Annotated in this window: 21 protein-coding genes and 4 tRNA genes; 5 read left to right on the plus strand and 20 right to left on the minus strand. The window is 38.3% G+C overall.

Annotated elements, in window-relative coordinates; translation table 11 throughout:
* Positions 1 to 62: 62 nt before the first annotated feature.
* The 11 genes from glnD to IE199_RS14675 form a co-directional block, all read right to left on the minus strand.
* Entirely contained in the window at positions 63 to 2,651 is a 2,589-nt protein-coding gene (gene glnD / locus IE199_RS14625; protein ID WP_189771951.1) for a [protein-PII] uridylyltransferase, read from the minus strand.
* Between the two features lie 6 nt (positions 2,652 to 2,657).
* Complete coding sequence (locus tag IE199_RS14630; RefSeq protein WP_189771953.1) at positions 2,658 to 3,485, minus strand: hypothetical protein; 828 nt, start codon at positions 3,483 to 3,485, stop codon at positions 2,658 to 2,660.
* Between the two features lie 427 nt (positions 3,486 to 3,912).
* Positions 3,913 to 4,185, minus strand: coding sequence for a nucleoid-associated protein HU-beta (gene hupB / locus IE199_RS14635; RefSeq protein ID WP_074499445.1), 273 nt, complete (start codon positions 4,183 to 4,185; stop codon positions 3,913 to 3,915).
* Between the two features lie 290 nt (positions 4,186 to 4,475).
* Positions 4,476 to 6,833 (minus strand): endopeptidase La, encoded by a 2,358-nt coding sequence (gene lon, locus IE199_RS14640; RefSeq protein WP_189771955.1) that lies wholly within the window; start codon positions 6,831 to 6,833, stop codon positions 4,476 to 4,478.
* Positions 6,834 to 7,029: 196 nt separating this feature from the next.
* Entirely contained in the window at positions 7,030 to 8,310 is a 1,281-nt protein-coding gene (gene clpX, locus IE199_RS14645) for an ATP-dependent protease ATP-binding subunit ClpX (protein ID WP_189771957.1), read from the minus strand.
* 93 nt (positions 8,311 to 8,403) lie between these two features.
* Positions 8,404 to 8,997 (minus strand): ATP-dependent Clp endopeptidase proteolytic subunit ClpP, encoded by a 594-nt coding sequence (gene clpP / locus IE199_RS14650; protein WP_268245326.1) that lies wholly within the window; start codon positions 8,995 to 8,997, stop codon positions 8,404 to 8,406.
* 128 nt (positions 8,998 to 9,125) lie between these two features.
* Complete coding sequence (gene tig / locus IE199_RS14655; RefSeq protein ID WP_189771959.1) at positions 9,126 to 10,433, minus strand: trigger factor; 1,308 nt, start codon at positions 10,431 to 10,433, stop codon at positions 9,126 to 9,128.
* Between the two features lie 320 nt (positions 10,434 to 10,753).
* Positions 10,754 to 10,830, minus strand: a tRNA-Pro gene (locus IE199_RS14660).
* A gap of 8 nt (positions 10,831 to 10,838) precedes the next feature.
* Positions 10,839 to 10,914 (minus strand) — tRNA-His (locus tag IE199_RS14665).
* Between the two features lie 14 nt (positions 10,915 to 10,928).
* Positions 10,929 to 11,005 (minus strand) — tRNA-Arg (locus tag IE199_RS14670).
* Between the two features lie 38 nt (positions 11,006 to 11,043).
* Positions 11,044 to 11,120: transfer RNA gene (locus tag IE199_RS14675), tRNA-Pro, on the minus strand.
* 334 nt (positions 11,121 to 11,454) lie between these two features.
* Here IE199_RS14675 and folD point away from each other — a divergent pair.
* The gene (folD, locus tag IE199_RS14680) at positions 11,455 to 12,309 is read left to right on the plus strand and encodes a bifunctional methylenetetrahydrofolate dehydrogenase/methenyltetrahydrofolate cyclohydrolase FolD (protein ID WP_189771961.1); all 855 of its coding nucleotides are present in this window, start codon (positions 11,455 to 11,457) and stop codon (positions 12,307 to 12,309) included.
* A 63-nt stretch (positions 12,310 to 12,372) separates the two neighbouring features.
* Here the strand turns inward: folD and cysS are convergent, their stop codons facing one another.
* Positions 12,373 to 13,758: a cysteine--tRNA ligase gene (gene cysS / locus IE199_RS14685; RefSeq protein ID WP_189771964.1), complete on the minus strand. Its 1,386-nt coding sequence runs from the start codon at positions 13,756 to 13,758 to the stop codon at positions 12,373 to 12,375.
* A 139-nt stretch (positions 13,759 to 13,897) separates the two neighbouring features.
* Between cysS and IE199_RS14690 the strand changes: the two genes are divergently transcribed.
* Entirely contained in the window at positions 13,898 to 14,389 is a 492-nt protein-coding gene (locus tag IE199_RS14690) for a peptidylprolyl isomerase (protein WP_189771966.1), read from the plus strand.
* A gap of 17 nt (positions 14,390 to 14,406) precedes the next feature.
* Positions 14,407 to 15,135, plus strand: coding sequence for a UDP-2,3-diacylglucosamine diphosphatase (gene lpxH / locus IE199_RS14695; protein ID WP_189771969.1), 729 nt, complete (start codon positions 14,407 to 14,409; stop codon positions 15,133 to 15,135).
* A gap of 11 nt (positions 15,136 to 15,146) precedes the next feature.
* On the opposite strand, the gene IE199_RS14700 is transcribed toward lpxH, so the two are convergent.
* Positions 15,147 to 15,857, minus strand: a complete 711-nt coding sequence (locus tag IE199_RS14700; protein ID WP_189771971.1) for a tetratricopeptide repeat protein — start codon at positions 15,855 to 15,857, stop codon at positions 15,147 to 15,149.
* 206 nt (positions 15,858 to 16,063) lie between these two features.
* On the minus strand, positions 16,064 to 16,816 hold the full coding sequence (miaE, locus tag IE199_RS14705) for a tRNA isopentenyl-2-thiomethyl-A-37 hydroxylase MiaE (RefSeq protein ID WP_189771973.1): 753 nt from the start codon (positions 16,814 to 16,816) through the stop codon (positions 16,064 to 16,066).
* A gap of 177 nt (positions 16,817 to 16,993) precedes the next feature.
* Here miaE and IE199_RS14710 point away from each other — a divergent pair, with 177 nt between their 5' ends.
* Complete coding sequence (locus IE199_RS14710; protein WP_189771975.1) at positions 16,994 to 17,266, plus strand: hypothetical protein; 273 nt, start codon at positions 16,994 to 16,996, stop codon at positions 17,264 to 17,266.
* A 208-nt stretch (positions 17,267 to 17,474) separates the two neighbouring features.
* The gene (locus IE199_RS14715) at positions 17,475 to 18,074 is read left to right on the plus strand and encodes a Yip1 family protein (RefSeq protein ID WP_189771978.1); all 600 of its coding nucleotides are present in this window, start codon (positions 17,475 to 17,477) and stop codon (positions 18,072 to 18,074) included.
* A gap of 80 nt (positions 18,075 to 18,154) precedes the next feature.
* Here IE199_RS14715 and purF read toward each other — a convergent pair whose 3' ends face one another.
* The 6 genes from purF to truA form a co-directional block, all read right to left on the minus strand.
* Entirely contained in the window at positions 18,155 to 19,669 is a 1,515-nt protein-coding gene (gene purF, locus IE199_RS14720) for an amidophosphoribosyltransferase (RefSeq protein ID WP_189771980.1), read from the minus strand.
* A gap of 19 nt (positions 19,670 to 19,688) precedes the next feature.
* Positions 19,689 to 20,177, minus strand: coding sequence for a CvpA family protein (locus IE199_RS14725; RefSeq protein ID WP_189771982.1), 489 nt, complete (start codon positions 20,175 to 20,177; stop codon positions 19,689 to 19,691).
* A 69-nt stretch (positions 20,178 to 20,246) separates the two neighbouring features.
* On the minus strand, positions 20,247 to 20,852 hold the full coding sequence (locus tag IE199_RS14730) for an SPOR domain-containing protein (protein WP_189771984.1): 606 nt from the start codon (positions 20,850 to 20,852) through the stop codon (positions 20,247 to 20,249).
* 8 nt (positions 20,853 to 20,860) lie between these two features.
* Entirely contained in the window at positions 20,861 to 22,117 is a 1,257-nt protein-coding gene (gene folC, locus IE199_RS14735; RefSeq protein WP_189771986.1) for a bifunctional tetrahydrofolate synthase/dihydrofolate synthase, read from the minus strand.
* Between the two features lie 7 nt (positions 22,118 to 22,124).
* Positions 22,125 to 22,982, minus strand: coding sequence for an acetyl-CoA carboxylase, carboxyltransferase subunit beta (accD, locus tag IE199_RS14740; protein WP_189771988.1), 858 nt, complete (start codon positions 22,980 to 22,982; stop codon positions 22,125 to 22,127).
* Positions 22,983 to 23,130: 148 nt separating this feature from the next.
* Positions 23,131 to 23,913: a tRNA pseudouridine(38-40) synthase TruA gene (gene truA / locus IE199_RS14745; RefSeq protein ID WP_189771989.1), complete on the minus strand. Its 783-nt coding sequence runs from the start codon at positions 23,911 to 23,913 to the stop codon at positions 23,131 to 23,133.
* Positions 23,914 to 23,987 lie beyond the last annotated feature (74 nt).

Here is a 23,987-nt window from a genome sequence, read left to right on the forward strand (position 1 = left end):
GTATCATCTATTTTAGCGTTTTTTCTAGCTTAAAAGTCAGATAGAACAACGCGTCTGTTGCTTTAGGCAATATTGTCAACTAACTCTTTTATTAACGTTTCTTTTTGTTCTACAGTCAAAGTTGCTGATTCTTTGGTAGAAATTGAAAAAACATTTTCCGAACTTTCCCCCAATGAACTTATTTTGGCGGAATGAACGGTAAATTGATTACGCTTAAAGACATCGCATATTTTTTCAATCACCGAAGGTGTGTCTAATGCATTAACTCTAAGCAACGCTCTTTTACTGTTTACTGAGTTTAAAAACTCAACTTCAGGTGAATTATCGAAGTTGTTGACAAACCTTGGTTTCATTGGTTTATCTAACCTGTAATCGCCATTGAGCACTTGATTAATTCGATCTACAATTTTTTCGCTGCGATAAGGATCCACAATTGGTTCATCATTGTGATCTAGTATTTTGATGACTTCTAATACTTTACCATTTTTTGTTTTATATAATTGAGCTTCTTTAACTTTCACTTTTAATGAGGCAAGACTGTTAAATAGGTCAACAAATAACATACTGCGATCATTGGCATAAACCAGTAAATCAGTACATTCTAAATTTGTATTGTCTGATAAAGAAACAACATTTTGAGTATCATTTTTGTTTAACAACTGTTGACTAAACTCAATGATTTCGTTCAGTTGGTTTGATACAAAAAAGCTAGAGGGAATCACAGACCAGAGCTGCTGAACTTGCTCAGCGCAATAGTTTAAATCGCTAAGCTGCACCAAAGCCTCTTGTTTATTTTCACGGATCAAAGTACGTTGATGAAAAACGTTTTCAATACCATTTTTTAATGCTGCCCTTAAGGCCAAATATAACTTATTAAGTAAACTCTCTTGCCAATCATTCCATGTATGATCATTGGTCGCTTGTAGGTCTGCAACGGTAAAACAATATAAAGCATTAAGTCTTGATTCTGTTCGAATTGACTTTGCGACAGACTTAATAACTTCAGGGTCATGGATGTCGAGTGTCTGTAAAGTACTAATGAGCAAAAATTGATTTTCCACCAACCAATGTATCAGCTCAACTTCTGTTCTTTTTAAATCATGAAGCAAAGCAAACTCTTTTGCATACAATGCGCTTAATTCGTTATTTTCGTGTGTTTGTTTCCCTGATAGGTCATGGCATAGGCCGGCTATCACAAGAATATGTTTTAATGAGCTCTGCTTATAGATACTGCGGATCAGGTTTTTACGTTCTTTGATCTGCGAGAAACTTTCTAAATGTTGAATAAGTTTAAAGGCGTGTTCATCCACAGTATATGCATTATGCATATCAAACTGCATTTGCCCTTCTATAGCTTTCCATTCAGGAAAATAAGACGCTAAAATGCCATAACGATGCATCAAACTAAATGCTCGTTGTAAGCCGTTTTGATGTTTTATGATTGCTAAAAACTCTTGGCGACACTCCTGATAGTCTTGTAGCTCACCCAATAGACTTCTTCGAGTTTGTCGTAGTAGCCTCAAGGTTTCTGGGGCTATGTCGTGAATTTCTTGATATTCAGCGATTAACCTAAACAGACGAATTACATTGACCTTATTAAAGAATACTTCATCATATTTTGCTTGTATCATGCCTTGAGCAACAAAAAAGTGTTCATCAATATCAAAACCTTCATTGCCATTCTGAACATTCATATTGAGCTGTTGTTTGATCATACCGACCATCATTTGATTCAGCTCTCGAATACGAGTCATCGCTCTAAATAGCTGACGCATCATCTTTTCAACAGCAAGCTGTGCGTTATCACCATGGCCAAACTTCATAAACTTGGCAACATCAGCTTGATAATCAAACAATAAAACTTCTAGCGGCCGCTTAGCTACACTATGTAGAGCCCACCTTAGGCGGCAAACAAAATGATATGCTTCGATCAATTCAAAAAATTCATCATTCTTAAAAAAGCCAAGTTTCTTTAGCGACTGAGCATCAGCAACATGAAGATATTTACGTGCAATCCAAATGATAGTTTGTACATCTCGCAGCCCACCTGGATTATTTTTAATATTTGGCTCTAGAAATAATGCTGTATTTTTTGCTTTTACATGACGCTCTTGTTGTTCTTTTGCCTTTTGTGTATAAAAATCCTCATCAGAAATAATATCGTCACTATACAGTCCAGTGAGTACATTCTTAGCATGTGCTCGATTACCAGCTAACGTTCTTATATCCAGTAAGTTAGTTGCTACAGTTATATCTGACTTAGCTGCTTTTACATTCTGAGCTTCACTTCTGACCGCATGACCAATATCGACACCAAAATCCCATAATTTGGTCAAAAAGCCACTAAGCTGCTGTTCTTGAATATCTGATAGCGCACTATCAAATAAGATACAAATATCTATATCAGAATAAGGATGGAGTGTATGACGGCCGTATCCGCCAACGGCATTTAAAGATAAATTGTCAAATATATGTAAATCGAACTCGCACCAAAGTGCTATTAACAATTCATCAAACAGAGCGGCTCGCTGATTTTGCAGTAACTCTATTTTACTTTCAAAAAAGGACTCATTTTGCTGCTGGGCAAAATGAGCTAGGCCTTCCTTGATGGATTTTGGATCGTCAAAGTTAAAACGTTTAGTTATGTCCATATTAATTTATAAACCTTTAAACCATGTATTAAGATTAGTTAACTGACCGTCGATCATCGATTCATTTTTTAGCATTCCACCAAATTCAAAGTGATTTTCCGCACAAATACTATTCATGATAAGACTATTCGCTGACACTATGGTAAAAGCGGTAGAAGCTCCCTTAGACAAATAAAACGACTCCATCTCAAATAAAAGTAATGAAATCAACTCGTGAGCGTCATGTTCAAGATTGACAGTAAAATCAGAAAACTCTACTGACTTTTCATCGACATTATATTGTGCAGTAACACTAGCGATTACTTTACCACCTAATGTAGCAGTAAATTGCTTAGTATCGTTTAGCTCGTGGTCATTTAATGCTCCACGACCGAAAAATTTGACCTTCTTTGCAACATTCGTCGGATAATTATTCCTGTTTGCGGCAATAGAAATAGTAATATTAGCAAATTCGAGGTTTCTATCATTTTGCTCTTGATATGACAGTGCTTTTTCTAGAATATCATTTTGCCTAGTATTGAATTCTTGCTCACTACCATCAAAATAATAAACGACAAATAGCGCGTCATGTGAGCCGTAATAGGCTAGAATTGATGCTTCAACACGAAAACCGTGCTGAAAGAAAGATAACGCTTGTGAGTCAGAGACTCTTATAGAAAGCTTTTTAAAGCCTTTGCCATAACCGTATTGCTTTACATAGTTAATAAAAGCGGTAATGTCTGCACTCCCTATGCAGTCAAAGCGCAGCGTTTTTGCTTCCTCATCAACAACGTAAACAGCCCCCACTTGTTTAACCAAGTCTAATATATCTTCACAGTTATGATAGTCTTCCATATTAGCACCAAATATTAATTTGAACTCTAACTATAACACAGAAGAAAAAACCAGCAAAACCAAATAAAAATAGAAATTAGTCAATTTTATTAATTAGAACAATAATTAGATAAACAAAATCAACCAAATGTCAAAGCAAGTTGTTTCGTTTAATACAGTATCTGAGGTTTTAGCTGTTTACGATCATCTGATCACGCGGGCAATTTTTATACATTTTAAAACTGTATTAATATTTATCAGCTTACAATTGAAGATGTTCTGCCGAGTAACTAATACCAATTAGATAGCTAGCTTATACAGTTAACCTTGTTGTTGCTATAGGGGGAAAAATGCCTAAGGAAGGATTATTGAAAAGTCTACGGGCTAAATGACGGACATAAAAAAAGCCTCTAGTAGAGGCCTTTTCATGTATTTTTATAACTAATGATTAGTTACAAGCATCTTTTAAAGCTTTACCTGCTTTGAAAGATGGAATCTTAGCTGCTGCAATCTCGATAGTAGCGCCAGTTTGTGGGTTACGGCCTGTGCGAGCTGCACGATCACGTACTGAGAAAGTACCGAAACCAACAAGAGCTACTTGCTCACCACTTTTTAATTCTTCAGTAACGGCTTCGATGAAAGAATCTAAAGCACGACCAGCCGCAGCTTTAGAAATGTCAGCACCCGCAGCAATTTTCTCGATTAGTTGAGATTTATTCACAGTATATTCCCCTTCAATTGTTATTATTCAGCGCTATCTAGTGTTTTAGCGTCCTGCAGAAGCTTTTATAACAAGCTTCCTTTTGAACATCAAGCACTGAGTTAAAGAAAATCTAAATTACAGATAATTTTTATTATCTTTCGCAGACCCCTTGTTAATAGTGGGATACAGCGTATTAAGCTTCAATAACTTACCATAGTTTCAGCGTTTGGAAAGCCCTAATTGCAATTTTTTCGATTTTTTTTACGCTTTTTTGCATTTTTAATCAAAAAACAAGCAATTTTACGGTGTTAGCTTTCTATTTTTATCGCTTCAATTGGGTTTTCGAGTGCAATATCGAGAACCTCTTCTATCCATTTAACTGGATGAATTGACAAATCAGCCTTCACATTTTCAGGTATTTCTTTTAAATCACGCTCATTATCACTAGGAATAACAACCGTTTTAATTCCACCACGATGCGCCGCTAAAAGCTTTTCTTTTAAACCACCAATTGGTAATACTTCACCACGTAAAGTAATTTCACCTGTCATGGCAACATCTGCTTTTACTGGATTTCCAGTTAAGCTAGATACAAGAGCTGTACACATGCCAATACCCGCACTAGGACCATCTTTTGGTGTAGCACCTTCCGGTACATGGACATGGATATCTCTTTTCTCGTAGAAGTCTTCATTAATACGCAGTTTATCTGTGCGGCTTCTTACCACTGTCATAGCTGCTTGGATAGACTCCTTCATAACGTCACCTAACGAGCCGGTGTAAGTTAACTTGCCTTTGCCAGGAACAGATGCTGTCTCAATAGTAAGCAATTCGCCGCCAACTGATGTCCAAGCCAATCCAGTCACTAAACCTACACGATTTTGTTCGTCTGCCTTTCCATAGTCAAAACGCTGTACGCCTAAAAAGTCAGACAAGTTATCTTGAGTAATCGTAACTTGCTTAATCTTTTTATCCAGTAGAATTGTTTTAACTACTTTACGACAAAGTTTAGATATTTCGCGCTCTAAGCCACGTACCCCTGCTTCGCGAGTGTAATAGCGAATAATGCCAATAATTGCACTATCTTCTACAGTAATTTCTTTTTCTTTTAACCCGTTGCGCTTAATTTGTTTGTTTAACAAATGGCGTTTAGCGATATTAAGCTTTTCATCTTCTGTATATCCAGATAAACGAATGACTTCCATACGGTCTAATAATGGACCAGGAATGTTCATACTGTTTGATGTCGCGACGAACATTACATCTGATAAATCATAATCTACTTCTAAGTAGTGATCGTTGAAACTCGTATTCTGTTCAGGATCTAATACTTCTAATAAAGCTGATGCTGGGTCGCCACGCATGTCTGACGCCATCTTATCGATCTCATCAAGCAAAAACAGTGGGTTTTTAACACCAACCTTGGCGATTTTCTGGATCAACTTGCCTGGTAAAGAGCCGATGTAAGTACGTCTATGACCTCTGATTTCTGCTTCATCTCGCACACCCCCTAATGCCATACGAACATATTTACGACCAGTTGCTTTGGCAATCGATTGTCCTAGTGATGTTTTACCAACACCAGGAGGGCCAACTAAACATAAAATAGGGCCTTTTAACTGGCTTACTCGCTGTTGAACCGCTAGATACTCAATGATTCGCTCTTTAACCTTTTCCAAACCATAGTGGTCTTGCTCTAACACATCTTCAGCAAGCGCTAAGTTTTTCTTTAATTTGCTGCGCTTTTTCCATGGCACATTGGTCATCCAGTCAATGTAACTGCGAACAACCGTTGCTTCCGCTGACATAGACGACATCATTTTAAGCTTTTGTAATTCAGAAAGCGTTTTCTCTTTAGCCTCTTTTGGCATTTGAGCATCTTCAATTTTCTTTGAAATTTGCTCAATTTCATCAGGTACATCATCCATGTCACCTAACTCTTTTTGAATCGCTTTCATTTGCTCATTCAAATAGTATTCGCGCTGGCTCTTTTCCATTTGTTTTTTAACACGAGTTCTGATCTTTTTCTCTACCTGCAATAGGTCGATTTCACCTTCCATCAAAGCCATTAAATGTTCTAAACGCTGAGCAACGTCATTTATTTCTAATACGTTTTGTTTTTCCGCCAATTTAAGTGGCATGTGAGCAGCCATAGTATCGGCTAACTGTTCGGCATCATCGATACCAGAAATAGATGTTAATACTTCAGGTGGAATTTTTTTATTTAGCTTAACGTAACCTTCAAATTGTGAAACAGCTGATCGAACCAAAATATCTAAGCTTTCATCGCTATTATTTTCAGACGATAGGTAATCAATATAAGCAGTGAAATACTGCTCAGTTTCAACAAATTTACTGATTTTAGCGCGTTTTGATCCTTCAACTAGTACTTTTACTGTACCGTCAGGTAACTTGAGCATTTGTAAAATGGTTGCAACAGTACCAACAGTAAATACATCATTTTCAGTCGGGTCGTCTACGCTAGCTTCTTTTTGCGCAACTAAAAATACTTGTTTGTCTGTTTCCATCGCGATATCTAGACACCTGATAGACTTTTCACGACCAACAAAAAGTGGGATAACCATTTGAGGATAAACAACTACATCACGTAGTGCTAAAACAGGAATTTCTTGATCATTGCTGATAGGGGTGATCTCTTCAGACATTAGGGTCTCTCTTTATGGAAACAAATGTTTTTAGTTTTCTAGGACTAGCAAATAATATGGGGCTAAAGTTATTGCTTTCAACAACTGATTTCACTTTTTCAATTAATTGCTGAAATTTTAGACGCTTATCAAGGTAAAGCCAGTTTTGGCAGCGCTTTTTAAGGATAAAAAAAAGAGCGCGTTGCGCTCTTTTAAATTAAGAATCAGAAGCAGCTTTATCTTGCGTCGACTCATAAATAACTATCGGCTTTGATTCACCTTTAATTACTGACTCATCAACAACAACTTTTGTTGCATCTTCCATAGAAGGCAGCTCATACATGGTATCTAGTAGCACACTTTCAACGATAGACCTTAATCCACGCGCACCAGTTTTTCTTACCATAGCTTTATTAGCAATCGCTTTTAACGCATCTTCTCTAAACTCTAATTCAACACCTTCCATATCAAACAAAGCTGAATATTGTTTTGTTAATGCATTTTTAGGCTCTTGCAAAATCTGAATAAGCGCATCCTCGTCTAACTCAGTTAACGTAGCTACTACAGGTAAACGCCCAATAAATTCAGGAATCAAACCATATTTAACTAAATCTTCCGGCTCAACTTCTTGGAAACGTTCCGTAAGAGATTTTTCTTGGTCTGTTGCTTTTACTTTTGCACCAAAGCCAATGCCTCTGCCGGTTTCTGAACGTTGCTCAATAACCTTATCGAGACCTGCAAAAGCACCACCACAAATAAACAAAATCTTAGATGTGTCTACTTGTAAAAACTCTTGTTGCGGATGCTTTCTACCACCTTGTGGAGGTACTGAAGCAATAGTACCTTCAATCAGTTTTAACAATGCTTGCTGAACACCCTCACCTGAAACGTCTCGGGTAATTGAGGGGTTATCAGACTTTCTAGAGATTTTATCAATCTCGTCGATATAGACGATGCCACGCTGCGCCTTTTCAACGTCGTAATCACACTTTTGCAATAACTTTTGAATGATGTTTTCAACATCTTCACCAACATAACCTGCTTCGGTTAATGTGGTTGCATCAGCCATAGTAAATGGAACATCTAATAATCTTGCCAGCGTTTCTGCCAACAAAGTTTTACCACTACCTGTAGGACCAATTAACAAAATATTACTTTTACCTAACTCAACACCGTTGTGTGAGTCACCATTACGTAAACGTTTATAATGGTTATATACGGCTACAGCTAATACTTTTTTAGCATGCTCTTGACCAATAACATAGTCATCTAAACTTGCGCGAATCTCCACAGGTGAAGGCAAGCTTTCCTTCTCTTCCTTTGGCGAAATTTCTTTTATTTCTTCGCGAATAATATCGTTGCACAGCTCCACGCATTCATCACAAATAAATACTGAAGGGCCTGCAATTAACTTTCGTACTTCATGCTGGCTTTTGCCACAAAAAGAACAATACAATAACTTGCCGTTATCACCGTCACCTTTTTTAATATCGGTCATACGGTACCTCTAAACTGAAAATTGCTTTCACTGATAATACTAAGTATTTCACAAAATAGGCAGATCACAATATCACTGCCTAAGTTATAGCGATTAAACCGCTCTTTGCTCTAATATGGAGTCAACTAAACCATATTCAACCGCAGCATCAGCACTTAAGAAGTTATCACGATCTGTGTCAACAGCGACTTTGTCAAAGGGTTGACCAGTATGATCAGCCATTAAACGATTTAACTTCTCTTTGATAGTTAAAATTTCTTTTGCATGAATTTCAAAGTCAGATGCTTGACCTTGGAAACCACCTAATGGTTGATGAATCATCACACGAGAATTTGGCAAACAGTATCGTTTACCTTTAGCGCCACCAGACAGTAAAAATGCCCCCATACTCGCCGCTTGGCCAACACAGACAGTACTTACGTCAGGACGAATAAACTTCATCGTATCATAAATAGCCATACCAGCTGTTACTGAGCCACCTGGAGAATTAATGTATAAATAGATGTCCTTTTCTGAGCTTTCAGATTCCAAGAACAACAATTGAGCGACAATTAAATTTGCCATGTGATCTTCAACCTGACCACAAAGGAAAATAACACGCTCTTTTAGTAAGCGAGAGTAAATATCATATGAACGCTCACCTTTGGCAGTTTGCTCAACAACCATTGGAACCAAAGCGCTTTCGATAGGGCTTGATGAATTTTGAGAGTTTTTAAACGAATTAAACAACACTATATCCTTTGTAAAAAAAATGGCTTATATGTTCCCATACAAGCCATTTAAACTATTGCTTTAGCTATTGTCAATCAAAAAGCTTATTTAGCTTCAGGATTCATAATCTCTTGGAAGCTAGACTTTTTGTCTTTCACTGCTGCGCCAGCAACTAATACGTCAACTGCTTGCTCTTCAAGCGCAACGTTTTGCATTTGCTGGTTCAACTCTTTGTTAGACTTGTAGTACTCGATAACTTCTTTTGGATCTTCATATGCTGAAGCTGCTGATTCGATTAACTCAGTTACTTTAGCTTCGTCAACTTTCAATTCGTTTTGCTTGATAACTTCACCAAGTAATAAACCTACTTTCACGCGACGCTCAGCTTGTTCTTGGAACATTTCTGCTGGAAGCTGTGGCATGTTTTTCGGATCTACTTGACCACCAAAACGTTGAAGTGCTTGCTGACGTAATACGTCAATTTCTTGAGCCACTAAAGATTGTGGAATTTCAACTGCGTTGTTTTCTAACAAACCGTTGATCACTTGCTCTTTAACTTTTGCTTTAACTGCTTGGTTAAGCTCACGAGCCATATTTTTAGCAACTTCTTCACGAAGTGCTTCTACACCACCTTCTTCAATGCCAAACAGTTTTGCAAACTCTTCGTCAATTTCAGGAAGTACAGGACCTTCTGTTTTGTGAACAACGATATCAAACTCAGCTTCTTTACCTTTAAGGTTTTCAGCATGGTAATCTTCTGGGAAAGTTACAGTGATCGTTTTCTCTTCACCAGCTTTCATGCCTGTAATTTCTTTTTCGAAACCAGGAATCATGCGGCCAGCACCAAGCTCTAATTCAAAACCTTCCGCTTTACCGCCTTCAAATGCTTCACCATCAACACGGCCTAAGAAATCGATCGTTAACTTGTCGCCTTTCTTAGTTTTACGCTTGTTTTCTTTCCACGTTTTGTGTTGGTTTTGTAACGTAACGAACATTTCGTCAATATCAGCTTCAGTTACTTCAACAACAGGGCGTTCAACAGCGATTTTCTCTAAATCTTTTAATTCAACTTCTGGGTAAATTTCAAAAGTTGCTTCAAACTCTAAATCTTTGCCATCTTCGTTGCTTTTTTCTACAAAGTTAGGACGACCAGCTGGGTTAATTTTCTCAGCAATAATCGCTTCAACGAAGTTACGTTGCATGACTTCACCAGCAATTTCTTGACGAACAGCTTTTCCATAACGTTTTTGAATTACTGACGGTGGAACTTTACCAGGACGGAAACCATTGATGCGCTGTGTCTTTGCAATATGACGAAGACGATTTTTAACTTCTACATCTATTTTTTCTGCAGGAACTGAAATAGTTAACTTACGTTCCAAACCTTGTGTAGTCTCAACTGAAACTTGCATTTAATTACCTCGATAGTTAGTACTTTCCAGTACTTTCAATAATGCATCTATACTTTTGAACAATAAGTCGGAACTCGTTGCTCTCTACCCAAAACCTAAGCCTCGAGCCCGGAAATCCGGAAAAAGATGGACCGATTAAAAATAATGACGCGAAATTATAGCGGCGGTTTGTGCAAGAGTCGAGACCCATTGTCAATTAATTTTTAAGCAATTTGATAAAAAAGCGCTAATTGGCTCTAACACAAGCAAAAATAATGCATGTGGCAAAAGAGAATTTGAAAAGTTTAGCTAAAAATGAATGATTATTTAAGAAGAATAAGTGGTCGGTGATGTAGGATTTGAACCTACGACCCCTTGGACCCAAACCAAGTGCGCTACCAAGCTGCGCTAATCACCGACAAAAGATGGGGTGGCGTATGGGACTTGAACCCACGACAACTGGAATCACAATCCAGGGCTCTACCAACTGAGCTAACGCCACCATAGTGTAAAGTATGGCACGCCCTGCAGGATTTGAACCTGCGACCCACGGCTTAGAAGGCCGTTGCTCTATCCAGCTGAGCTAAGGGCGCACTTCACCTACAAGTGCATCACTTTCAAATTAAGAAAGTGGTCGGTGATGTAGGATTTGAACCTACGACCCCTTGGACCCAAACCAAGTGCGCTACCAAGCTGCGCTAATCACCGACTTGTATTGTTAAAAGCTTGCTTGCCTTCAACGGGTGCGGATATTACCGACTTGCCCGATGGTCGTCAAACTTTTTTTTGCAAAAACTTTTCGTTCGCTCACTTTTAGACCAACAACGTACTAACTTTAGGCGAAATGAGCAATTTTAGTACGTTATTGCTATTGAATTGGATCAAAATCAATTTATATCTGAACAACACTTCGTGATACCAAGATTCAACACAATAGTAGTTTAGTTATTTATATATATAAACTATCAATAAAGATGATCTACAACTCATTTATAAAGTGTGCGAAAATATCGCTGCTTTTAACCTTATTAAATTGGAAACTATGACGGCTTCATTAATAGATGGCAAAACTATTGCTCAACAACTCAGAAACTCAGTAAAAGAAAAAGTTCAGCAGCGCCTAGCGCAAGGTAAAAGAGCGCCGGGTTTAGCCGTTATACTTGTTGGTAACGATCCTGCGTCAGAAGTATATGTAGGAAGTAAGCGCAGAGCTTGTGAAGAAGTAGGCTTTGTTTCTCGTTCTTATGATTTACCCGCAACCACATCACAAGAAGAATTAGTTAATTTAGTCAATGAACTGAACAACGATAGTGAAATAGACGGTATTCTTGTTCAATTACCTTTGCCAGCCGGACTTGATGCCAATTTAATTATAGAAACCATAGCTCCGCATAAAGATGTTGATGGTTTCCATCCGTCAAATGTCGGTAAATTAGCCCTAAGACAACCTGGCTTACGTCCATGTACTCCAAAAGGTATCATGACATTATTTGAATCAACAGGTGTACACCCTCATGGTTTAGACGCTGTTGTTGTTGGAGCATCAAATATTGTTGGTCGCCCGATGACGCTAGAATTGCTTTTAGCTGGCTGTACTGTAACGACTACACATCGTTTTACTCGCGATTTAGAAAATAAAATTCGCAACGCTGATTTAGTGGTTGTTGCTGTTGGTAAACCTGAGTTTATACCTGGTGACTGGATTAAAGAAGGTGCGATTGTAATTGATGTAGGCATTAATCGATTAGACAATGGCACTCTGGTTGGTGACGTTGAGTTTAATGTAGCAAAAGAAAAAGCTGCATTCATAACACCAGTACCTGGTGGTGTTGGCCCAATGACGGTTGCAAGTTTAATTGAAAATACACTAATTGCCTGTGAAGAGTTTTCTCAATAAAGTTTATAAACTCATAAAAAAACCGCTTATTAGCGGTTTTTTTATGTCTAGGTATTTACTGTATTAACCTTTACGCCAAGTAGTTTTACCTGCACTATCTTCCAATACAATGTTCATTGCTGTTAACTTATCACGCGCTTCGTCAGCCAATGCCCAGTTTTTATCAGCTCTTGCTTGGTTACGCTGAGCGATCAAAGCTTCAATTACCGCTACTTCATCGTCATTTTCGCTGCCTTGTAAAAAGCTTGCTGGTGCTAATTGGAATAAACCAAGTACTTCACCCAATAACTTTAACGTACCAGCTAATTGACATGCCTTAACAGCATCAGTTTGTTTTGCAACATTTAACGATTTAGCTAATTCAAACAACACCGACAATGCTTGAGGTGTATTAAAGTCGTCATCCATTGCTTGACAAAAATCCACGACAAACTGGTCTTCACGATTTAGTTCAAAATCATCTGCTATTTCAACATCACGCAAAGCGGTGTAAATACGCTCAACCGATGCCCTCGCTTGCTCTAAGTTTTCTGTCGAGTAGTTTAGTTGGCTACGGTAATGCCCCGTTGTTAAGAAAAATCGCGTCGTTTCCGCATCGTATTTTGATAAAACATCACGAATGGTAAAAAAGTTACCTAGCGACTTTGACATTTTTTCTTGGTCAACTTGCACCATGCCCGTATGCATCCAATAATTTACATATGGTGTATCTAGTGCACAGCAGCTTTGTGCCACTTCATTTTCGTGGTGTGGAAACTGCAAATCAGAACCGCCACCATGAATGTCAAAATGTTTACCAAGCTCTTTAGCATTCATCGCTGAACACTCAATATGCCAACCCGGACGGCCTGCGCCCCAAGGTGATTCCCAACTTGGCTCTTCTGGTTTTGCTGATTTCCATAAAACAAAATCCAACGGATTACGCTTTGTTTGATCAATATCAACACGAGATCCAGCTTGCAGTTGCTCTAAGTTTTGACCAGACAATTTACCGTAATCTTGAAAGCTTGAAACATCAAATAACACATCACCAGAATCAGCAACATAGGCATGTTTTTTCTCTACTAAGGCTTCAATCATTTCTATGATTTCAGCCATATGTGTAGTAACACGTGGTTCTAAATCTGGACGTAAAATATTTAAGGCATCAAAATCTTCATGCATGTAACCGATCGTGCGCTCAGTTAACTGCTCTGGTGTTTCATTGTTTTCAATGGCACGTTTGATAATCTTGTCTTCAACATCTGTGATATTACGCACGTATTTAACGTCGTAACCAGAAAAACGCATGTAACGGACAATATTATCAAAACTGATATAAGTTCTTGCGTGACCTATATGGCATAAGTCATAAACCGTACATCCACATACATATAAACCCACTTTACCGTCATTAATGGGGGTAAACTTTTCTTTTTGTCGGGTTAATGTATTAAACATGTGTAACATGGGGTTTATGAGCTCCTCTAGCTTATATTGTCATTTCTCGCGGCATTGTAACCGAGTTTATTGTTTTAATCACCACTTCCCTTTACAGATTTAGAAGTTGCGTTACAATTCCTGCACTAAATTTAAAAGAGTATTTAATATGATTACTTTTCAAACTTCATTAGGCGATATCAAAATTGCTTTAGACTTTGACAAAGCGCCTGTTACCGCTGAAAACTTTGCACAATATGCCAAAGATGGTTACTACAATGGCACTATTTTCCACCGCGTTATTAAAGGCTTTATGGCTCAAGGCGGTGGTTTTGCTTCGGGAATGGAAGAAAAAGACACGCGCGCAAGCATTGAAAATGAAGCAAATAATGGCTTATCTAATAAACGTGGAACGTTAGCCATGGCGCGTACACAAGATCCTCATTCAGCATCGGCACAGTTTTTTATCAACTTAGTTGATAACGACTTTTTAGACTTCAAAAATGAGTCAGTTCAAGGTTGGGGTTACTGTGTATTTGGTGAAGTTGTTGAAGGCATGGACATTGTCGATAAGATGACTTTAGTTGAAACAGGCCGTTTTGGTTTCCATGATGATGTGCCAAAAGAAGAAATCATCATCAACAATACCATTGTTGAATAAGGTAATTTAATTTACGCATGTCAGATTGCACGTACTTTATAGCTGACTTGCATCTTGCACAAAACAGGCCTGATATCACGGCCTGTTTTTTATCTTTTTTGCAAGAAGATGCAGTAAACGCTTCTACTTTATACATTTTAGGTGACCTATTTGAATACTGGATTGGTGACGATGATACCTCCGAGTTTATTCAACAAGTTGCCGCAGCGCTTAAGGCATTAGCCGATAAAGGCGTTGAAATATTTTATATACATGGCAATAGAGATTTTTTATTGGGTAAAAAGTATGCCAAACGCTGTGGCATGACTATTTTACCTGAGGTGGCTGAAATAGATTTACATGGTGAAAAAGCCATCATTTTGCACGGTGATACCCTGTGCACTCGCGATGTTGAATACCAAAAGTTTCGCAAAAAATCTCGAAGCTGGTGGTGGCAAGCAATGATTAAGAGCCTACCGCTTTTTGTTAGGCGAAATATCGCAGAAAACTATCGCAAAAAAAGCGCAGCATCGACTGCGATGAAAGCGCAAGATATTATGGACGTAACGCCTGAAGAAGTTTTCACTAACTTAGAAAAGTATGGTTGCCAGTTAATGATCCATGGTCACACCCACCGACCAGCGATACATAGCCTATCGGCCAATAATAAGAACGCTAAACGCATAGTACTTGGCGATTGGTACGAGCAGGGTTCAATATTAGTGGCCAATAACCATAATCAACAACTAATCACAAAGGCGTTTTAACTATAATTTGGTTACGCCGTTTGCGATTTAAAAAAGCGAGCGTAGCTAGCTGCCTTTCCAAACAATATTTGCTCAACAACAGGTGTCAATTTGACCATTGGCATCAACACAAAAGACCACCCAGGCCCACACGATTTTTCTCGGCAAACTTGTGAATCTGCCGCTTCAACAACTTGTCTATAATCAAAGCCACCATCTACCACAATGACCTCTATATCACCTGCTAACGCTCGACGCTTTGCATCATTCACCGCAGAAACAAGTTCTTCCTTTTTTTCATTTTCACGATGAGCTTCTAACGTAATACTACTTAGTTCTCCATTTTCATTTTTATCAATTAGTTCTAAATATTTACGAGCGCTCAAAACTCCTCGATTTCTTGCTTTTTTCAATAGCAATTTTGCTCTATCAACATCTTGTTCGACGAACATACCAAATAAATACATGTAACCTAATTGATAAATTGCAGCGGGTTCATTTTCTTGCGCTGCACGAGTTATATGGCGAATACCTGTTTCTATGTTTCTTTCTGTTCCCTTACCTTGTATGTACATGATCCCTAAACTTAGTTCAGCTAATGAAGAACCTTGTTTGGTATATTTACGAAACATTCTAATTTCATAACTACAATCTGATGCACAAAAAGACGTGTTGTCGGCGATTGTCCTTGGTGAATATAGCATGCAAAGAAAAGTGAATAATAAAGCGATGAGTGTTTTCATAATGATCCTATTTTATTGTTTTTCCCTATATATCAACTTTAATTACTAACACCCTCGTAGAAAAAGGTCAACTTTTAATCATTGGTAGTGCATATTTGAACCACCGCTGAAAGTAAAATAGTATTATTATGATTGGCTTTAGGTTGTATGTTAAAAATACCAGCAATTAGTTAACTATTTAAAATAGTCTTATCTAAAACTGTTACTTAAGCAGGCACGCCACTGTGAAATTTAAAATCTTTATCCGGTGAGGATATTAATTCAGCTTCAATATCACCAAAAAACTTAACTCTGTCTGATATATCCTCACCTGCAATTTCTTCAGCCAATGTTAAATAATCTTGGTAATGACGGGCTTCTGAGCGAAGCAGTGAAATATAAAAATCCCCAAGGCGTTTATCAACATGAGGCGCTAATTTGGCAAATCGTTCACATGAGCGTGCTTCAATATATGCTCCAATAATCAGCTTATCTATCATGGTATTTGGCTCATAGGTAGTGACATTTCTTATCATGCCCTTGGCGTATCTAGCAGGTGTGATACTTTCATATTGAATACCGTATTCATCCATAATTTCTAATACTTGATAAAAATGGTGTAATTCTTCTTTTATCAACAACACCATCTTATCGATGAGATCTTGTCCATAGGGCGAATTAGATTTAGGCAACATTGATTTAGACAACTTGTTCTTTTCAGCTAATTCTCGCCAATTACCTTCTTTTTTATAAACTAAGCGTTCAAAAGGCTCTAGCCACTCAAGCAACGCATCACCGCTTTCTTTATCAACAGCGTACTTTCGAATCAAATACATAGCACTTTGTGCGGCTTTAAGCTCACAGATTAAATGATCAATTAACACCACAGGCAAACTTTCAGGTTGCTTTGCTTTTTCAATCCAAGCATCAGGTGTTTCACATTTTAGAAAATTTAAAATAGGCGCTAATAGAGTGTCCATGATCTAACCACATAAAATAAAAAATGGCGTGTATTATAACAAAGCCCAGCAAATTTAAAGCAGCTTATTTAACCTCTTTATTGCGCTAAAACATATATTGCTTGTGTTGTTCCCTTTGTTCACAATCACTTGTCTTTTGAGGTACCATAGCCGTTAAACTTGTTCTCAACGATTGTCATGAAAACTGCAAAAGATTTACTGAAAAAGCATAAAAATCTGATCCACAGCGAATATCAAAAAGTGTGTTCACACGTTCAACGAGAAGATGGCGATTGGTTTATTAACACCTTAATGATAGAAAATGTTGATGTTCCATTTAAATTTAAACGAAAAACCGTTTATAAAACTTTAAAAGGACAAAGAGTCAACCTAACCTATTACCCTGACAAAGAAACTGTCGCAGGTTTTGATATTGAATTCATGAAAGTGGTTAGAATCAAAGTAAGTTAGCTTTATATTCATTTTAGTTATAAATAAATCCACCTCTCTACAGTTTTTGTATATTTTTCACTCTATTCTTGACTATATCTTCAACATATCTCATAAATAACAGTATCGACAATAAAAAATATAAAGTTGATAACTCGCGCTGGCAGACAATAAAAACTTCATACTGCAATCAGCGTTTATTTGGGGACAGAGCAAGAGGGTAAAATTTATGATCCTAAACCACATCTGGGGGCTATACGCTCATCCAAAAGAAGAATGGCATACCATTGAAAAGCGTCATGAAAGTTTGATGTACAGTTTGGTACATATCTTAACAGTCGCTTTAATACCTGCAATTTGTAGTTATTTCGCTACAGCCCACTTTGGCTGGTCTATTGGGACAGGAAGCGTAATAAAATTGTCAGAATCTAGTGCAATGATGATGTCAATTGCTATGTATGTTGGATTAATAGGAGGGGTATTTGCCCTGGCTTACTTAGTACAATGGATGGCAGTCACATTTGATGCTAAACCTGATTTTACGCAGTCGCTAGAATTAGCAGCTTATACCGCTACGCCATTGTTAATGGTCGGCTTAACAGCCTTATATCCTGTGTTATGGTTTGTTGCAGTCGCAGGACTAGCTGGTTTAAGTTATTCGGTATATTTACTGTATTCGGGTATTCCAATTATGATGAATATTCCGGAAGAAAAAGGCTTTATTTATTCAAGTTCGGTAGTTACTTGCGGTTTGGTACTGTTAGTCACCTTGATGGCAATTAGCGCAATTATGTTTGGTATGGGTTTTAATACCGAATACATAGCTTAACTAAGATAACGTTAAAACCAAGTAAAAAGGCACCTAAATTAGGTGCCTTTTTCATTATTTCAATACGCTAGTTGATATTGTTACGAGCCTTCATTGTGCATATCAATGATAGAGTCCGCATTTTTATCAGACTGTTCTTTCACTTCGTTATTGCGCATTGCATCAAGACGTTCTAAATAGCTTTGATCGATGTCATTAGTGATATATTGGCCATTAAATACTGACGTTTCAAAGCGTTTAATATCAGGGTTGCCAACACGCACAGCTTCTTCTAAATCTTCGATAGATTGATAAATTAACTTATCGGCACCAATAAGTTGGCAAATGTCTTCTAATTCACGACCGTGAGCGATAAGCTCGTTAGCGCTAGGCATATCGATACCGTAAACGTTCGGGAAGCGGATTTCTGGCGCAGCAGATGCAAAATAAACTTTTTTAGCACCGGCATTACGTGCCATTTCAATGATTTGTTCCGACGTAGTACCACGTACAATAGAGTCATCAACTAACAAAACATTTTTGCCAGCAAACTCAGCACCAATGGCATTTAATTTACGACGTACAGATTTTTTGCGCTGTTCTTGACCTGGCATAATGAACGTACGGCCAATGTAACGGTTTTTAACAAAGCCTTGACGGTATGGTAAATTTAGCGTTTGTGCAATTTGTAACGCGGTATCACACGAAGTTTCAGGAATAGGAATAACAACGTCGATATCTTCGTCAGCCCATTCTTTAGCAACTTTATCACCTAACTTTTTACCCATTTCAACTCGAGAGCCATAAACTGATATTTTATCAATGGTTGAGTCTGGACGAGCAAAGTAAACGTATTCAAAAATACATGGGCTAAATGTTGGATTTTCAGCACATTGTTTACTGTGAATTTGACCGTCTTGGGTAAAGAAGATCGCTTCACCCGGCGCAACATCACGAACAAATTCAAAGTCATTTGCATCAAGTGCGACTGACTCAGAAGCAATCATGTATTCTGCGCCCTTTTCAGTTTCGCGCTTACCAAATACTAATGGTCGAATACCTTGTGGGTCTCTAAACGCCACCATGCCGTAACCAATGATCAAAGCAACTGTAGCATATGCACCACGAACTCTCTTATGAACGTTTGCAACTGCTTTGAAAATGTCCTCTGGCTGCAGTTCTAAATTATCAGCATTTTGTAATTCATGACCCAAGATGTTTAATAGCAACTCTGAGTCAGATGTGGTGTTTACATGGCGTCTTGCCTCTGTATACAACCAGTGTTTTAGCTCTTCAGCATTTGTCAGGTTACCGTTGTGTGCTAGCGAAATACCAAAAGGTGAATTTGCATAAAACGGCTGCGCTTCAGAAGAACTTGATGTGCCTGCTGTAGGGTAACGAACATGCCCAATACCAATGTTTCCTTGCAAGCGAAGCATGTGCCTTGTGTGGAACACGTCCTTTACAAGACCATTTGCTTTACGCAATCTAAAAGTGTTTTCGTGAATGGTCACAATACCGGCAGCATCTTGGCCACGATGCTGTAAAACGGTTAAGCCATCATATAATGACTGTCCAACTGGTGTGTTACCCACTATGCCAACTATACCACACATGTAGTTTATCCCCGACGTGTTAAGCTTGGTTTAAAAAACTGGATGATTGTTTGAGATACTCAAAAAACCACTCAATTATTAATGAAAATTCTGGAATCAAAAGAGAGCTTTGCCACCAGGTACTAGTTGCAGCTGGAGTGAATGCGTCTAAGAAAAAAAGCATAGCACTAGTTACTAATACACCACGAAGCGCACCAAAAACGATTCCCAGAACCCGATCTGTTCCTGACAGACCTGTTTTTGATACAAGTTGACCTATAAGATAGTTAATAATTGCGCCTAGCACCAAAGTAGTGATAAACAAAATGGCAATTGCTGCGCCGTTACGTAGGAGTTGGTCAGATATATTAGTTAAAAGGGTGGCAAGTTTGGCGTAGAAAGTGCTCGCGATAAAAAAGGCACTGATCCACACGACTAATGATATTGCTTCTTTAACAAAACCTCGAACAAGGCTAATAAGTGTTGAAATACCAATGACCGCCAAAATGGCGTAGTCTACCCAAACCATAAATAATGTTTCTCATTGATTAGAGGCGCGCATTCTACCAGAACACTGATAGAAAACGCCATTAATTTATTATTTTGTTGGTTGAAACTTGGCAACTTTACCTTGCACTTTGGTTAACTCCTTAAGTGCAGGCAGTTTCTTTTCCAAACTAGAATGACTCAGCTCAGGACCAACAAAAACTTTGGTCAACGTACCATTCTTAGTTTTGATTGGTCGAGTAAATGCATTGTAGCCAGCTTTCTCTAGTTTATTCACTAAATCATCAACATTTTGTTTATGACGAAAGCTCCCCAATTGAATGACCCAAGCTTGTTCCGCTCTATCATTTTGTACTTCAGTTGATGCACTTTCAGGCTGCTTTTCAATAGGCTTAACCACTGTAGTTTCGCTAGAATTGGCAGTATTATCAATTTGGGCACTACTATTTGACTCGTTAGGTTTAGGGTCATCTAAAGCAACTTCGTCTTCAAATTCTTCCTGAGCTAATTGTTCAATTTTATCGCTTGGAAACGATTTATTCGAAGGTTGAAACTCTACTTTCGGCTGCGAAGGTATTTTGCCAAACTCTTCCTGATAACTTTCCTTTTCCCCATCAAGTAAGTCGGGAAGAAAAATAATGGCTACCGCTGCAACGATAACGGTACCTACTAATCGGTTTTGAAATGGCGTCGACAAAATGCCCCCTAATCTAACAATGCCTTAACTTCTGCTACAGTGAAAAATGACCCAAATACAAGCACTAAGTCATCAGATGTCGCCTGTTCTGTCGCCATTTTATAAGCATCTGACACATTGTCAAAAGTTTGTGATTTAGAATCTTTAGGTAAAAACTGTTGAATATGTTTTGCACTTGCACCGCGTGGGGTTGCACTCAAGCTACCAACAAACCAAGTATCTATATTTTTCACCAGTGGTGCAATCGTTTGCTTAATGTCTTTATCAGCCATCATACCAAATACTGCATAGACATGACGATAACTAGCAGATTGAACAACTTGAGCTAGGTATCTAGCCGCTAATGGGTTATGCCCTACATCAAGCATTACGTCACATTGTAAATGATGAATTTCTGTTCTTCCGGGTACTTTTGTTGTAGCAACTAGCTCACGAACATCTTGTTCACTCATCGATATTTGAGCTAATTCTAAAACCGCAAGTGCTGTGGCAATATTATCGCGAGGAATTGATGGCTGTGGCAATTGGGTAAATACTGCACTTTCTGTAGACCATTGCCATGTATTACCATCTAATTGAATATGAAAAAATTGGTCTCGTAAAAATAAGTCGCAACCGATATCGTTAGCATGCTCAATCACGGATGTTGGAGGATTTACATCGCCAACAACGCAAGGACGGTTTTGACGCATAATGCCAGCCTTTTCCCTGCCAATAGATTCTCTATCATTCCCCAGAAAAGCTTGGTGATCTAAGTCTACCGTGGTGATTACTGAAATATCTGCATCAATAATATTTGTCGCGTCTAAGCGACCGCCCAAGCCAACTTCCAAGATAATAAAGTCAGGTTGATTGCGCTTTAGTATTAACAGCGCCGCAAGAGTAGTGTACTCATAATATGTTAAAGAAATATCGCCGCGCTTTTGTTCAATTTCATTAAACGCCTGGATCAGAGACTCATTATCGATATCGACTTTATTGATACGTAAACGTTCATTAAACAACCGAATATGTGGTGAAGAATAAACGGCAACACTATGCCCTTTTTTCAGTAATGCATTTTCTAAAAAGGCACATGTAGTCCCTTTACCATTTGTCCCTCCAACAGTGACAACTTTTGCACTGCTAAAAGAAAGAGCCAAGGTATCGGCTACTTGTTGGATACGGGTTAACCCCATATCAATCTCAGTAAGATGAATAGATTCTATATAAGAAAGCCACTCTTCGAGCGTTCGAAAAGAGTGGCTTAAACTGGATTGTGACATAAAAGTTTTAACTCGCCTGCAACGGCTGGTTAGTTAATTTTGCAATTAAACGCGCTAGGGTATCACGCATATCACGACGATTAACAATCATGTCAATCGCGCCTTTTTCTAGCAAGAATTCACTGCGCTGAAAACCTTCAGGTAGCTTTTCTCTCACCGTTTGCTCAATAACACGCGGGCCAGCAAAACCTATAAGTGCTTTTGGCTCGGCAACATTAATATCACCTAACATAGCTAAACTTGCTGATACACCACCCATGGTAGGGTCGGTTAAAACTGAAATATACGGCAAGCCTTTTTCGCGCATTTTAGCTAATGCGGCACTGGTTTTAGCCATCTGCATTAATGAAAACAACGCTTCTTGCATACGAGCACCGCCACTAGCTGAAAAACAGATTAATGGTAAATTATGCTCTAAACAATACTCTGCAGCTTTTACAAATCTAGCGCCTACAACAGAGGCCATTGAACCACCTAAAAAGGCGAATTCAAATCCAGCAGCAACAACTGGTAAACCGTGTAATTCACCTTTCATCACAACAAGTGCATCTTTTTCACCTGTAAGTTTCTGTGCGGACGAAATACGGTCTTTATATTTTTTCGAATCTTTAAATTTAAGGATATCTTGAGGCTCTAAATCAGCACCTATTTCCATCCTTTCACCAGCATCTAGAAAGTTCTCAATACGGCTACGAGCACTAATGCGCATGTGATGATCACATTTAGGACAAACTGATAATAAACGTTCTAGCTCAGCCTTGTATAACATAGCGTTACACGAGTTACATTGGCTCCAAACACCTTCTGGGATATTACGTTTTTGCGACGTTTTCGCCTTCGGAAGAATTTTTTCAATCCAGCTCATAATTTCACTTTTATTAATGCGTTAATTTCGCTTAAAAATTAAGCGGGTATATACTTAAAACGTAAAAACGTTATTTAACCTGTAATTAGACCACACTACACGGCAACTTGAATACTAAAAACTGGTCTGCCCTGTAAAATAGTCACTTTTAATCAAAAAATAAAGGACCAAATGGTCGTTTAGGTAATTGGTACTTTTCTGGATACGTCACATCGACAAAATACAAGCCGCTGGCTGGAGCAGTCATTCCTGCTACACAGCGATTTTTTGCTTCAAGTACTTCTTTGATCCAATCGATGGACTCGAGCTCTCGGCCTACCCGCATCAAACTACCGGAAATATTTCTTATCATATGATGTAAAAAGGCATTCCCCTTAACATCAATAACGATATATTCACCGTGGCGCGAAACATTGCAATGCTCGATGGTTCTTACAGCTGTCGGCGCTTGACAATGAACAGTTCGAAAAGAAGTAAAATCATGTTCGCCAACTAAATGTTGCGCCGCTTGATGCATAAGCTGTTCATTTAATGGATGATGACAAAACGTTAAACCATGTCTAAAAATAGCAGGACGAAATAGTCGGTTACAAATCACATAACGGTATCGGCGAGAAGTAGCGCTAAAGCGAGCATGGAAGTCTTCATCAACACTTTTGACCCAAGTTACGGCAACGTCATCAGGTAAATTTGTGTTTACCCCTAGTGTCCAAGCAACGTCTTTTCTAAAATTATTGGTATCAAAATGAACAACTTGATTAGTTGCATTAACACCAGTATCTGTTCGACCAGCACATACAACCTCAATGGGCTCATTTGCTATTTTGGATAAGGCTATCTCTAATGTTTCTTGTACGCTGCTGACATCGTTTTGGCGCTGCCAACCACAATAGTTTGCGCCATCGTACTCTATACCTAATGCAAATCGCATTTTCGCTTACTAACTAATATCTAAAATTGCGCGAATTATCCCTTATTTCGAGGTATTTTGCGAATGAAAAAAAA

It is taken from the genome of Thalassotalea marina, assembly GCF_014656435.1.
GTDB classification, from domain to species: Bacteria; Pseudomonadota; Gammaproteobacteria; order Enterobacterales; family Alteromonadaceae; genus Thalassotalea_C; species Thalassotalea_C marina.